This is a genomic window from Smaragdicoccus niigatensis DSM 44881 = NBRC 103563 (assembly GCF_000380645.1).
In the GTDB taxonomy this organism is placed as follows: Bacteria; Actinomycetota; Actinomycetes; order Mycobacteriales; family Mycobacteriaceae; genus Smaragdicoccus; species Smaragdicoccus niigatensis.
On the sequence record NZ_AQXZ01000019.1, the window covers coordinates 554,543 to 569,026 of the forward strand.

General features: G+C 64.4%; 7 protein-coding genes. 1 reads left to right on the forward strand and 6 read right to left on the reverse strand.

Translation table 11 applies throughout. The features are described 5' to 3' along the window. Positions 1 to 55: 55 nt before the first annotated feature. The 6 genes from F600_RS0123855 to F600_RS0123880 all read right to left on the reverse strand — a co-directional run bounded on the left by F600_RS0123855 (position 56) and on the right by F600_RS0123880 (position 8,008). Positions 56 to 3,307 carry a transglutaminase family protein gene (locus F600_RS0123855; RefSeq protein WP_018163185.1) on the reverse strand — a complete coding sequence of 1,084 codons (3,252 nt, stop codon included), beginning with the start codon at positions 3,305 to 3,307 and terminating at the stop codon, positions 56 to 58. Positions 3,308 to 3,356: 49 nt separating this feature from the next. Then, positions 3,357 to 4,337 (reverse strand): patatin-like phospholipase family protein, encoded by a 981-nt coding sequence (locus F600_RS0123860; RefSeq protein WP_018163186.1) that lies wholly within the window; start codon positions 4,335 to 4,337, stop codon positions 3,357 to 3,359. A 4-nt stretch (positions 4,338 to 4,341) separates the two neighbouring features. Continuing rightward, entirely contained in the window at positions 4,342 to 5,550 is a 1,209-nt protein-coding gene (locus tag F600_RS0123865) for an esterase/lipase family protein (RefSeq protein WP_018163187.1), read from the reverse strand. Positions 5,551 to 5,621: 71 nt separating this feature from the next. Continuing rightward, complete coding sequence (locus tag F600_RS30865) at positions 5,622 to 5,915, reverse strand: DUF202 domain-containing protein (RefSeq protein WP_018163188.1); 294 nt, start codon at positions 5,913 to 5,915, stop codon at positions 5,622 to 5,624. Then, positions 5,916 to 6,275: a YidH family protein gene (locus F600_RS0123875; protein WP_018163189.1), complete on the reverse strand. Its 360-nt coding sequence runs from the start codon at positions 6,273 to 6,275 to the stop codon at positions 5,916 to 5,918. Between the two features lie 23 nt (positions 6,276 to 6,298). Further along, positions 6,299 to 8,008: an AMP-binding protein gene (locus F600_RS0123880; protein WP_018163190.1), complete on the reverse strand. Its 1,710-nt coding sequence runs from the start codon at positions 8,006 to 8,008 to the stop codon at positions 6,299 to 6,301. Positions 8,009 to 8,458: 450 nt separating this feature from the next. Here F600_RS0123880 and F600_RS0123885 point away from each other — a divergent pair, with 450 nt between their 5' ends. Beyond that, complete coding sequence (locus tag F600_RS0123885; protein ID WP_018163191.1) at positions 8,459 to 14,458, forward strand: Ig-like domain-containing protein; 6,000 nt, start codon at positions 8,459 to 8,461, stop codon at positions 14,456 to 14,458. Positions 14,459 to 14,484 lie beyond the last annotated feature (26 nt).

Genomic DNA, 14,484 nt, shown 5'->3' on the forward strand with positions numbered 1-14,484 from the left:
TGCTTCCTCAGACGCTGATATCAAGCCCTACTTCCATCGCGAAACCGGATAAGCCTCATCGCAAAACTGCATAAACCCGGCGAAGGTCCAGAATGCCAGGTGCAGAAATATCGGTGGCAATTCGGGCTTGAATTTCTCGAAGTCGTGACACATCGACTTCGCCAGACGTGTAACCGATCGAATCGAATCGGCGATTCCGGCGCGATGCCGCGGCGACCGCATTGACCGGCGAGTCCTCGTACGCGCGGCCACCCGGGTGAACCACGTGGTACGTGCACCCGCCGCGCGAGACTCCTTGCCCCAGATCGACGACGTCGAAGACCAGTGGACTGTGCACCTCGATGCTGGGATGCAAAGCGCTCGGCGGCTGCCACGCCCGGTACCGAATCCCGGCGACCTGGACGTCGGCCTTGTCGGTCGCCTGCAGCGGAATCGGAATTCCGTTGACGGTCACCGCGAAGCGGCGCTGATCCGCGCCGGCGACCCGGACCTGCAAACGTTCGACCGACGAATCCACGAATCGAGCCGTCCCGGTTCCGGTGGCCTCCTCACCGAGGACGTGCCACGGCTCGATCGCGGACCGCAGCTCGATCTCGACCCCGGCCACGACGGCCGTTCCGATCCGCGGGAAGCGGAATTCGGTGAAGGGGTCGAGCCAGCTCGTCGGGAAGTCGATTCCGTGCTGGCGGAGGTCTGCAGCCACGTCGGCGATGTCGTTGATGACGTAGTGCGGAAGCAGATACCGGCCATGGAGATTGGAGCCGTGCTCGATGAGCGGCGCGTGGAGCGGCTCATCCCAGAATCGGGCAACCAACGACCGCACGAGCAGCGCCTGCACCATCGCCATCCGGTAATGCGGTGGCATCTCGAAGCCGCGCAGTTCGAGCAGCCCCAAACGCCCACGCGAGGAATCCGGACTGTAGAGCTTGTCGATGCAGAACTCGGCGCGGTGCGTGTTTCCGGTCAGGTCGGTGAGCAGGTGCCGCAACGCGCGGTCGACCTGCCAGGGGGCAGCCTCCCCCGAGTGCGACCGACCGGCGAGGCGCGCCAACTCGGCGAACGCGATCTCGAGTTCGTAGACCTTCTCGGGACGGCCTTCGTCCACGCGCGGAGCCTGCGACGTGGGGCCGATGAACCGTCCGGAGAACAGATACGACAGCGACGGATGGCGCTGCCAGTACGTCAGCAACGACACGAGCAGGTCAGGCCGTCGGAGCAGCGGCGAATCCCAGGGCGTCGGACCACCGAGGGTGATGTGGTTTCCGCCGCCGGTGCCGCCATGCGAGCCGTCGACGTCGAACCCTTCGGTGCTCAGCCGCGCCAATCGTGCTTGCTCATAAAGGGTTTCGAGGATCTCGCACTGCTCGGCGAACGACGCCGCGGGCTGCACGTTGACCTCGATGACGCCCGGGTCTGGCGTCACGGTGATCGACTGCAGGCGGGAATCGGACGGCGGGCCGTAACCTTCGACGACGACCGGGACACCTTGCTGCGCCGCCGCGCCCTCGACGACGCCCACGAGTTCGACGAAACCAGCGAGGTCGGGCAGCGGCGGCAGGAAGACATGAACGATTCCGTCGCGCATCTCGACGACGACCGCCGTAATCGAGACTTCCTTCGACATGTGCGCGACCGGCTGCGAGTTGGTCGGCAGTGGCCCCCTCCGGACGGTCGGGTCCTGTTCGGGCGTCGCCTCCGCCGGGTCCCACGCGATCGCATCAAGCGGAAGCCGCAGGCCAGCCGGCGAATCGCCCTCGGTCAGGACGATCCGGCCGCGCCGCATACGCCACGGCACGCTCTCCCAGCCGCCGGCGATGCGGTGCAGTGGCAGGACAAATGCCGTCGGCGAATCGACAGAAGCATCGAGCTCAGCGATCGAGAGTTTCCGCGGTTCATCTGGCGGAGGTCCGGCGGGCAGTCGAACGAGGCGAGCAAGCCGAGCCAACGGGTCTTCGAACGCCGGCTGCACGGCATCGAAGGACAAGCCGAAGGCTTTGGACACCGCTTCGGCAACGCGTAGCGCGTCGTCGTTGGTCGCATGCGCCTCCGCACCCGACCAGGGATCCGCGAGCAACGACGGATCCGACCACAGTGCAGATCCATCGGTTCGCCACATGATCGCGATCTGCCAGCGCGGCAGGGGCTCCCCCGGATACCACTTGCCCTGCGAGCGCTGAACCAACCCACCCGGCGCGAAGGTCTGTCGCAATCGCTCGGCGAGATCGCTGGCGCGCACCCGCTTGGTCGGGCCATCCGCCTCGGTCATCCATTCGGGCTCGTCGCGGTGGTCGATCGACACGAACGTCGGCTCGCCGCCCATGGTGAGTCGGACGTCGCCGTCCGCAAGCCTCGCGTCGACCTTCGCGCCGAGTTCGACGATGCGCGCCCACTGCTTCTCGGTGTACGGAAGCGTGACGCGCGGATCTTCGTGGATGCGGCGGACAGTGTTCGAAAAGGTCAGGGTTGCTTCGCACTTCCCCGTCGCGCCGGAAATTGCAGCAGCCGATGTCGGATGCGGTGTCGCGGACAACGGGATGTGGCCTTCCGCGGCGAACAAACCGGAGGTCGGATCGAGTCCGATCCAGCCCGCGCCCGGAATGTAGACCTCGACCCACGCGTGCAGGTCGGTGAAGTCCGCCAGCGGGCCGCTCGGCCCATCGAGTGCCTTTTCGTCCGCGGTGAGCTGGATGAGGTAGCCCGACACGAAGCGCGCGGCAAGCCCAAGGTGGCGAAGGGCCGACACGAGCATCCACGCACTGTCGCGGCACGACCCGATACCCGAGTTCAGCGTGTGATCCGGCGTCTGCACGCCCGGTTCCATTCGGACGGAGTAATCGACGTCCGCGCGGATCGCGTGGTTCAGCTCAACGAGGAAGTCAATGGTGCGCTGATCTGCGCGCCGAGTGAACCGATCCGCCCACGCCCATACGTCGTCGCTACCACTGACGGGCCGGAGGTAGGGCTCGAGATCCTCGAGCAGATCCTTCGGGTACTCGAATTTCGCCATCTCCGCGAACTCTTCGACGAAGAAGTCGAGCGGATTGACCGGCTCCATGTCGGCGACGAGCCCGACGGTGATGTCGAGCGTCCGCATCTTCTCCGTGAACACCAACCGCGCGAGGTAATTTCCGAACGCGTCCTGCTGCCAGTTCAGAAAGTGCTCGCCGCCGCCGATCTTCAGCGTGTATGCCTCGATCGGCGTGCGCGCATGTGGAGCCGGCCGCAGCCGGATGACATGCGGATAGACGTCGACCAACCGATCGAAGTGGTAGGTCGTCCGGTGTTCCAGCGCGACTCGGATGCCCATGGGACCGAACGTACCGGCTAGGTGTTTCCGACGCCTCCCGATAAGTGCGCTACGCGTTAACGACTGATGACACACCGGCCGCATCGAGTGCGTCGGCCATCAGTTTCTCACCGAGACGGATCAGTTCCTCCGCCCGGTGGAACTCGAGAACCTTCGCCGAATTCCGTGGCACCTCGATGAGGATGTCCGGCGGATTTCCGGCGCGCTGGTAACGCGCGAGCGCGGCTTGCATGAGTTCCAGCGAACGGTTCATCACCTCGAGGCGGCCAAGCCGGGGTTCAGTGCTCGTGGGCTCGGGTTCATGATCGGGCTCCTGCAGATTGGGTGCCCAGCGAGCGATCGCAGAGTTCACCGGGGCACGCAGACGCTCCGCGCCGCGCCGGAGGCGGCCCACGAGTTCGTCGACCGGATGCAGCCCGTCGCCGCCGCCCCACTCGCCATCGCTGGCGGGACCGTTGAGACTGACGCCGATGACGAGATCAGCGTCCATTCCAGTGGTCGCGATGACCGGGAGCGGCTCCAGGATGCCGCCGTCGGCGAGAATGCGGCCATTGGAGATGGTCGGTGTGATGAAGCCCGGGATCGCAATCGATGCGCGGATCGCGGAGTCGAGTGCTCCCCGCTGGAACCACACCGACCGCCCGTTCGAGAGGTCTGTCGAGACTGCGATGTACGGGATCGGGAGGTCTTCGATCTGGGTCTTGCCGAGGATCTCCCGAATACGGTCGAGGATCTTCTCGGCCCGGATCGCGCCTGGCTCGGCCATCGCGACGTCCAGCAGACGAATCATCTCGAGCTGCGTCAGCGTCTTGGTCCAGTCGGCGAATTCGTCGAGCTTGCCCGCGGCATAAACACCGCCGACGAGCGCGCCCATCGACGAGCCCGCGATACCGACGATGTCGAAGCCACGTCGCTTCAGTTCATTGATCACACCGATGTGTGCGTACCCACGAGCACCGCCACTACCCAGCGCAAGAACGACTCTCGTCGGTTCTGCGCCGTTCCCAGTTGTTGCGATCGCCTTGGCCATGCACTCACGCTAACCACTTGAGCAGGTGTTCGTACACCGCCTCGTGGTTGAGCAGAGTGAAGTGGTTGGCCTTGGAAAGGTGCAATCCGTTCTCTTTTTCGAACGGCAGAGTGCGGGTTCGGCTGCGGCCGCCGGCGCTCGCAACGAGAACGAGTCCGTCGCCGATGACGCGGCCGAGCGGATTGCGCGGATTCTTCGTGATCACCGCGGTGACGAAGTAGTACTGCGCGTCGGGCAGGAACGGAACTTCCTGAACCACTTGCGCTTTCAGCGAGTCCGGGGACCGGTCGAGCCAGTCTTCGTCGACCAGCGAGCCGAACCGCAGGTCGCGGATTCCCGCGCTGCGACGACGCAACAGGGTCGCGAACGGTCGCGTCTCAGGCGCCAGGTTCAGGGCTGCCGACCCGAAGTGTGCGAGCTTCTCGAGAGGCGCTCCGGTGTGCGGTGAGCCGAGGGTGACGACGTGACGAACGTAACGCGTCCAGGGCGCCTCCGTCACACACGCTGAACGGGACACGAGTCCCCCCATCGAGTGTCCGACCAGCGAAATCGATTGGACCTTCACGGGCCATTCGAAAACCAACTCGGTCAGCAGATCGCTCAGAATTCGACCGTTTTCGGAGATGTGCAGACCCGAGTTGTAGCGGATCTCGACACCGGTGAAGGGACCATCTTGGCCGAGTCGCTGAGCGTAGGTCGGGCGGCCGCCGAGGCGCCAGGCCCGTTCACTCTCGACGAGTCCATGGAGGAACACCACGATGTGGCTCTGCGCGTTGGGATAGGCCTTTGCGAGCGACCAGCGGTCGAGTTCGATGCGTCGGCCGTCGACCCGCACCGACATCTCCGTCGCGAGCGGCGATCCCTGCTCGACGAGTTTGTCGCCGATGAGACCTTGGACGACCGCGATCACACCGGCTGCGCGCGGGTCCTCCGAGAGCTTTCGGGATTTCGGGGCGAGCGTGTCGATCGCGTTCCCGATCTGGGGTCCGGCGGTCTTTGTCGACAGTTCGATCGCGCTGTAGATGCCGTCCGTGATCGTGTCGTGGAGGTACTTGACCGGCGTCGCGCTCGGCCCGGTGCCGAGACGGACGAAGCCGAAGATCCGATCCGAAATCGCACGGTGCACCTTGCGAATTCCTTCGGCGGCACCGCCGATCTCCGTAAGACCAAGTTCCGCGAGCGCACCGACTTCGGTGGGCTGAGGTTGCTGCATGCCAACGAGTGTACAAATGTGCACCGAATTTCGGAATACCCATTCATCGAGAATTTCGATCCGCGCCCAGATCAGCTGCGCAGCAGCGACGTCAGCTCGGTGAGTCCGCCCAGCACAGTGGCTATGGCAATGGCTGCCGTGGTCCTGCCGCCGGTGACAATTGAACCCAGTTCGAACTGGTAGCGGCGACGACTTTCGGCGTACACCCAAAGAGCCAGTGGGATGGAGATTCCGACCGCGATGATCGCCAGGAAGCCGATCTCACGAACGGTCAAGCGTGCCAACAACAACGACCCGAAGATGATCGACAGAGCGGTCCGCTGCCACGCGAGAGCCGTGCGTTCCGGCGCCATTCCCGGGTCCATTTACAGATCCACCAGAAAGAGCATCAGTCCGGCGCAGATGAGACCGACCGCGACCACGATGGTCGGGATTCCCATGGGGAGGGGTTGCCCGCGGCGCATGGCACGCTCGGCGAAAGCCCAGCGGAACCACGACGCGACCGCGGCTCCGATCCCGAGAACGACGAGCAGTAGAGCGAGCACTTTCTTGGCCACGGGTGAGATCTCAAGCGGGACCGCATGAACGGCGACGCCAGCGGCGAGAAAGGCTAAAGACGTTCGAATCCAGGCCAGGAAGGTCCGCTCGTTGGCCAGACTGAATCGCGGATCGGGTTCATCCCCGGTTTCGTAGATCCAGCCTGGCCATCGTTTCGGCGCTTCCACACCGTCACGGTACCCAGAAGGTACTAAGCCCAGACGACCTTTCCGGACTCCTTGACGAGAGCCGGCACCTTGTCGGCGTAGAACTTCTCGATCACCGCACGCTTGATCTTCATCGTCGGGGTGAGCATGCCGTTGTCCATCGTCCACTGGTCATGGACCACGATGAGCTTGGACAGATGCTCATGCGGCGGCAGCGTGGCGTTGACCTCCTCGCGGAGGGAAGCCAGCTCCTTGGTCAGAGCCTCTTTCGACGCACCATCTTCGGCGAGACGCTTCTGCGCCTCTTCGGACAGCATCATGAGCGCGATCGGCTGCGGCAGATCGAAACCAGCGACACAGACAACCTCGATCGCCGAATTGACGGCGAGCTTGTTCTCGATCGGCACGGGCGCGACGTACTTGCCCTTGCTGGTCTTGAACAGGTCCTTCACGCGACCAGTGATCTTGGCGTAGCCGTCCTTGTCGATCTCGGCCATGTCGCCGGTCTTGAGGAAGCCGTCCTCGGTGAGGTCCTCAGCGGTCTTCTCCGGGTTCTTGTAGTACCCGAGCATCTGGCCGGGGCTCTTGACGAGAAGCTCGCCCGACTCAGGGTCAACTCGATGCTCGACGCCGGGGTTGGCCTCGCCGACCGTGCCGACCTTCACGCGGCCCGGACGGTTCGCGTGCGAGTACGCCGCGTTCTCGGTCATGCCGTAGACCTCGAGCAGCTCGAGGCCGAGGGTTCGATACCAGCTGATGATGTGCGCAGGCAGCGGTGCCGAACCGGTCAGCGCAACGCGGACATGGTTCAGTCCGAGCTGCGTGAGGACCTTCTTCTTGATGACCTTGTTGAGGATCGGGATCTTGAACAGCACCCGCTGCTTTTCGAGCGGCAGCTTGTGGGAGACGCCCTGGTAGAACTTCGTCCACAGGCGCGGAACCGAGAAGAAGATCGTCGGCTGGGCGCGCTGGAGGTCCTCGACGAACGTGTCGAGCGTCCAGGCGAAGAATACTGAGCCGCCGAAGTACAGGGACAGCGTCTCGACAGCTTCCCTCTCGGCGACGTGGGCGAGGGGGAGGTACGACAGGAACCGATCGTTCTCATCCGCGTGGAAGATCTTCTCGAGTCCAAGCGCCGGGGTCAGCATCGTCTCGTGCGAGTGCATGACGCCCTTGGGCTGCCCCGTGCTGCCCGAGGTGTAGTGGATCGTCGCGAGCGCGGCCGGATCAATAAGGCTTGCACCACCCTCGAACGGCGGGGTCTTCGCAATGATCTCGTCCCAGTGCGCCACACCCTTGGGAGCCGCTGCACTCCCGTCTTCGAACGGCGAGAGCGGGGTCGAGATGATCGGAAGCTTCTTCGGCAGTCCATCGGCCGCGAACTTCCACAGCTCCTGCATCTTGCCGACGACGATCGCCTTCGAGTCACTGTGCTCGAGGACGTACGTGATCGTGGGGGCGTCCATCGTGGGGTAGATCGGCACCGAGACGTGGCCGGCCATCAGGATCGCGAGGTCCGCCATGAACCAGTGCGCACTGTTCTTCCCGAGGATCGCGATCTTGCTATCGGCCGGGTAGGTGGCCTTGAGGTAGGCAGCCATGCGACGAACCTCGTCGGCGACCTGCGTCCAGGTGTAGGTCGCGACGTCGCCGGCCTCATTGATCGGCTGGGTCAGGAAGACGCGGTCCGGCGTCTTCGCCTCCCAGTGAAGAAGACAGTGGACCAGGCTTTTTCGGTCGTCTGAACTTGACAATGCGGTTCTCCTAAAAGAGTGCTTTGGCGCAACCTACTGGATTCGGACATTCCGGTCCAGATCGTGCCGCTATTCTCACAGCCCCAACCGGGTATACCAGGCAGTTAGCGCCCCGCGGGACGTCATACCAAGTTTCCGCAGTGATCGACTTACCCGGCTCTCCACCGCACGCCGACCGGGCCTGGCCGAGAACCGGAACGATCGACTCGTGGAGTCTGCCGCTCTAGACGCAAAGGCGGCGCTGTGAACATCCCCGGCCGAGGCGCCAATTTCTGAAATAGATGGAGCCCCTTTGCCTTCTACAATTTCGACCCGAACATTCGTGGCCCAATGTCATTCAAATAGCTGACAGTCAACCAAATGAATTACCGTTTCCAATTCGTTGCATGTGAGCTGCGCCACCTAGCCTGGTGTTCTCCCGAGGACTGAAAGGCCTTCGAAAGGCGGCGAGTGGCTCAACCACCCTGGCGCAGCGCTCGCGAGCTGCTGCGGAGCAGCACTGCGTCAGCGCTCGTCGTCGCACTCGTTGCTGGCACCGTCATCTTTCTCGCGCTCCGCAGTGAAGGTTTTCCGGCGACTGACGTCAAACTAAACGCCGGCTCCGTTTGGGTCACCGACCAAAGTCGTGGACTTGCCGGCACCCTTAACCCGCAAATCGCTGAACTCACGGGCGCCGTCAAGGCAAAGGGCGCGGCGTTCGACGTCGTCCAAGAAGGCGATAACGCCTTCCTGGTCACCGACAACTCCCTTTCGCGGCTCGACGGCGCAATGATGCAGACCGCCGACCCCGTCACATTGGTCGCGGGTTCGTCGGTCTCACTCGGTGGTGGCGTGCTCGCCAGCATCGACGCGGCCAAAGGACAACTGCGAATCTCGCGCGCCGCAGCACCTGAGGGCATTGCGTCGGGCGCGACGCCGACCGCAGAACTCGGGCCCGGCTCAGTTGTCACCGTCGGTCCCGACGGATCGGTCCGCGCTTTCTCCACCAAGAGCCACGAGCTCATCAGCTGGACAGTCGACGAGTCCGGATCCGTCCAAGAAGGCGACCACTCGAGCCTTGACGGAGTCGAAGCCGGAGACCGGCTTCAGATTGCGGCCGTCGGCTCGGAAACAGCCCTGCTCGACGCAACCAAGGGTCGAGTCCTCACCGCCTCGCACGCTTTCGACACCGGCAACGCAGACCCGGCGAACATTGCACTGCAACTCTCCAGCGACGACGACAAGATCGTCTACGCGACCGACACCCACCTTGTAGAACAGCCTCTCGACGGATCAAAGGCAGAGGTTCGCGAGGTCGAGGGCGCCGGAAGTCACCCCGCCCGTCCGGCGGTCGTCTCCGGCTGCGTTCACGCTGCGTGGACGACCGGGACCTATGTTCGCCAGTGCGGCGAGGACTTTCAGAACATGGGTCCGGCGACGGCCGCGCTGACCTCGACCGACCCGCCCACGTTCCGCGTCAATCGACAGCTCGTGGTCCTCAATGGCATCGCCGGTGAGCTGTGGGTTCCGAAGGACAATCTCAAGCTCGTCGACAACTGGCAGGACGTCATTCCGCCGGACATGCAGACCGACGAACACGACGAGCAAAGCCTGCGTCGTAGCGATGCATGGACGACTCCGGAACGGCAGAACCAGAACCGCCCCCCGGTCGCTCAGGATGACCAGTTCGGTGCACGACCCGGACGAACGACCATGCTCACCGTTCTCGACAACGACTCCGACCCGGACGGCGACGTCCTCACGGTTCGACCGCTGTCTCCAGATCCCTCGGTGGGTGTCGCACGCGGCGGATCAGCGCTGCAAATCACGCTTCCGGCGGATGCGACCGGCGAGCGAACGTTCGACTACGAAGTCAGCGACGGCCTCGGCGGAACTGCGACCGCCCATGCGACCGTGGCGGTTCGGACGCCCGATCAGAACGATCCGCCGACCCAGAAACGAATTCCCGAACTGGTCGTCGCCGCTGGAAAGACCATCCGCTACAACGCCCTCAACGAGTGGAAAGACCCCGATGGCGACTCGGTCATCGGAGTCGGTGCCGCATCTGACGGCGATGACGTTCAGCTGCTGGCAAATGGTCTGTTCAGCTTCACCGACACGTCGAACAACCCTGGCCTACGTCAGGTCCGGGTCACGATGTCGGACGGGCGGAAGACCACCACGGGCGTCATCAACGTCAACGTCAAGCCGGCTGATCAGGTTCTTCCCGTGCCCAATGCCGACCACGTCACCGTGGCTGTGGGCAAGGTCGCGACGCTCCGGCCGCTGGCGAACGACTCCGATCCCGGCGAAGGCCAACTCCGCCTCGCCAAGGTCGGCGAAGTCCCCGACCTGTCGCTGACGCCGGACTTCTCCACCGGAGACGTGAAGGTCGCCGGCAGTCACCCGGGAATCTTCTACACCTCGTACACCGTCACCGACGGCCCGAACACCGCTCAAGGGCTCATCCGAGTCGACGTAATCGAGCCACAGGACGAGTCGCTTCCTCCGGCTGCCGCGAACGACGTGGCACTTCTCTCGGCCGGTCATCAGACGCTTGTCGACGTACTCGCGAACGACAGCGACCCGAACGAGCGCGTGCTCGTCGTTCAGTCGATCCAGATTCCGCCCAACTCGGGAATCAGCGTCGCCGTCGTCGACCACCGCGTTCTTCGAATCAGCGACTCCTCGGGCTTCAGCGATCCGATCACGGTGAACTACACCGTTTCGAATGGTTCCGCGTCTGCGGTCGGCGCCGTGGACGTCGTTCCGCTCGCACCTGCGGTCAATCCGCGACCACCGGTCGCGCAGGCCGACACCGTCAACGTGCGCGTCAAGGACGTGGCGACCGTTGACGTGCTCGCGAACGACAACCACCCAGACGGCGACGAGTTCCACCTTCAGCCGAAGCTCGCCGAGGAGATGCCCGGCACCGGCGGATTCCTGTTCGTGTCCAATGACCAGATTCGGGTCCGGGCCGGCGAGACACCCGGCACCTACAACGCGGTCTACACGATCGTCGACAGCCGCGGTCAGACGTCATCGGCGCAGGTCACGGTCAACGTTTTGGCGCGAGACGACGCGTCGAATTCGGCTCCGAAGCCGCCGACGGTCACTGCTCGCGCGCTTTCCGGATCGACCGTTCGCATCCCGATCGACACGAACGGAATTGACCCCGACGGCGACTCGGTGACGCTGACCGGCACGTCCGGCGCGCCGCAGAAGGGTGTCATCGCCAAGGTCGGCAACGGCTGGGTGGACTACACCGCGCTTGCTGATTCCACCGGTACGGACGGCTTCGACTACACCGTTGAGGATCGCCTCGGACGGCCGGCGACGGGACACGTCGACATCGGAATTGCGCCTCGGAACGCGCAGAACCAGCTCCCGAACGCCGTCGACGATCGCGTGAGCGCACGTCCCGATCGCGCGGTGACGATCCCGGTGTTGGCGAATGACACCGACCCCGACGGCGACCGAATCAAGCTGGCTGCCGAACCACTGGGCGGCGAGCCCGGCGCCAAGGATCTGGCTGCCGAAGTGCACGGTTCGAACATCAACGTGACGACGCCCAGCAAGCCCGGCACGTACACCTTCACGTACAACATCATCGACGACCGCGGCGCACGTGGACGCGCCTCCGTCGCGGTGACCGTGGACCCGAACGCACCGCTCGCGGCACCAGTGGCGATCGATGACTTCGTTTCCATCGCCGACCTCGTCGACAACGGCAAACTCCGCGACACCGTCGACGTGAAGCTGCTCGAGAACGACGCCGACCCGGACGGCTCGGTTGCGAAACTCGACGTGACGTCGGTTGACGGTCTCGTCAAGGACATTTCCGACGGCGTCGCCGAGGTCACGGTCGCCGATGATCCGCAGGTTCTGCTCTACACCGACACGGACAGCGACGGGCTCAAGAGTTCGGCGTTCATCCATGTGCCCGGCAAGACGTCCGTCGGCCCGACGCTCAAGAGCCGCCAACCGGTCGAGATTCCCAACAACTCAACGAAGACGTTCGACCTCGACGATCTCGTCGTTGTTCGGTCTGGCCACTCGCCTCGTCTGACGACGGAACAGAAGGTCACCGCGCTGCATTCGGACGGAGCTTCGCTCGTCTCGAGCGCCACGGCGCTGTCCTTCCACTGTGCTCCGAAGTACGTGGGTGAAGCGGGCTTGACGTTCGAGGTCACCGACGGAACAGGCCCTGAGGATGCGTCGGGCAAGGTGTCGACGCTGACCGTGCCGATCAAATGCATGGCCACGGAGAACCAGCAGCCGACCTTCACCGGCACCACGGTCGAACTGTCGCAAGGCGACCCGGCAACGGTCGACCTCGCCGCTTTGGCCAAGGACGCCGACGGCGACAACGTGACGTTCGATGTGGGTGCGGTCCCCTCCGGCATCAGCGCCAATCTGAACGGCTCCGAGTTGGTCTTGACCGCGAACGGCGCGCAGATCGGCACTGAGCTTTCGGTTCCGGTCACCGCAACCGACGGGAAGACCGATCCCGTTCCCGGCAACGTCGTGGTTCGAGTGTCGTCGAGCAACCGCCCACGGCCGCAGGCGAATCCAGACGAGGTGACCGACGGCAAGGCGGGCTCGACGTCGAACGTTGACGTCCTCGCCAACGACTTCAACCCCTTCCCCGACAAATCGCTGACGGTCCTGTCGGCATCCGTCGCGTCGGGGAACGGAACCGCGAACGTCAATGGCTCTCAGGTCGCGGTGACGCCCGCGGCCGGCTTCATCGGCAATATGACGGTCAACTACCGAATCGCTGACGCGACCGGCGACCCCGCGCGGCAGGCGACCGGCACGATCACCGTGACCGTCCGCGACAAGCCGGCCACACCGGGCACGCCGCGAGTCCAGTCCGTGCAGTCGCAGACCATCGTGCTGACCTGGTCGGCACCGGCCGATAACGGCGCCCCCATCACGAGCTACAAGGTCTCCGGAAGCGGCGGATTCTCGCAGGACTGCCCGCAGACGACGTGCTCGCTCACCGGCCTGACGAACGGGCAGGCCTACACGTTCACCGTGACGGCCGTGAACGCGGTCGGCGAATCCGCGCCATCGGCATCGTCGGCTTCGGCCACGCCCGACGGCAAGCCGGATACTCCGGCGGCGCCCACCGTCACCGCGGGTGACGCGTCAGTCCAGGTGAACTGGTCGCCACCGAACAACACCGGCACGCCGATCACGTCGTACACGCTGCAGATCTCCCCTGCTCCCCCGAGCGGCGGATCGCAGAAGACGGGCCTGACCGGCACGTCGTACAACTGGACCGGACTCGAGAACGGCGTTCCGTACACGTTCCAAGTCCAAGCGAAGAACGGTGCGCCGGACCCGTCCAACTGGAGTCCGTCCTCGGCCGCGGCAACACCGGCCGGAAAGCCGGCGACCCCGGCCGCTCCGACGGCAGCGCGTTCGACGTCCGTCGTGAACGGCGGCACGATCGACGTGTCGTGGGCGGCGCCGAACAGCAACGGCGCGGACATCACGTCGTACACGGTGACCGCGAGCCCTGGGGGGTCATCGCAGCAGGTCAGCGCGACATCGGCGACGTTCACGAGTCTGAACAAGTCCACCGCGTACACGTTCACGGTGACCGCGACGAACAAGGTCGGAACCTCGAGCCCGAGCTCTCCGTCGAATTCGGTGACGCCGTTCGGTCTGCCGGATGCCGTCACGTCGGTCAGCGCAACCGCTGGCGACGGCCAAGTGACGCTGTCCTACAGCGCTCCGAACGACAATGGCAGCCCGATCACCTCGTACGAGGTCTCGATGAACGGCGGCGCGTACTCCGCGTTCAGCGGAACGTCGTCGGGTGGAACCGTGTCCGGGTTGACCAACGGCACTTCGTACACGTTCAAGGTCCGCGGTGTGAATGCCGCTGGTCCGGGACCTGATGGTGGGACGTCGAGTGCAGTGACGCCGTTCGGGCCGCCGAAGGCGCCGGCGATCAGCGGCTCCGCGGCTGGTACTGCAGTCAACTTCACCTGGGACTCTGACAGCTCGCACATGCAAAACGGCCGACCGATCAGCTCGGTGACCGTCACATTCGACAGTACCGGCGTCGCAAACAACGGCAGCTACACCGGCGGCAGCGGTTACAGCCAGTCCCACTCGCTCAAGATTCATGTCTGCGACGACCAGAACACGTGCGTGGATTCGACCGGACAGGCTACTTCCGGACCGATGCCGACGTTGACGACGACCGACCAGAGCTGCCCGGAGCCGAGCATGTCCAGCGGTCCGACGCACACGACCGTCGGCGGCTCCTGCCCGTCGGGCTACATGAACAAGGGCTACAGCATGCAAGTGGACTGCTACTACGGCGGTGGAAGCCCACACTTCGGCGTTACCCGCTGGTTCCACATGGCAACGGGCAGCTGGGCGGGCCAATGGGTCGCCGGTGACTACTCGACTCTCGGCACGTCAGTTCCCAGCGGGATGCCGGCGTGCTGACCAACTTTTCAATGAGAGGACCTCGC

Bases quoted from the DNA above. Each gene is read 5' to 3' on its own strand.
- F600_RS0123860 (WP_018163186.1), bottom strand. From the start codon at position 4,337: ATGGCCAAGGCGATCGCAACAACTGGGAACGGCGCAGAACCGACGAGA.
- F600_RS0123865 (WP_018163187.1), bottom strand. From the start codon at position 5,550: ATGCAGCAACCTCAGCCCACCGAAGTCGGTGCGCTCGCGGAACTTGGT.
- F600_RS0123855 (WP_018163185.1), bottom strand. From the start codon at position 3,307: ATGGGCATCCGAGTCGCGCTGGAACACCGGACGACCTACCACTTCGAT.
- F600_RS30865 (WP_018163188.1), bottom strand. From the start codon at position 5,915: ATGGACCCGGGAATGGCGCCGGAACGCACGGCTCTCGCGTGGCAGCGG.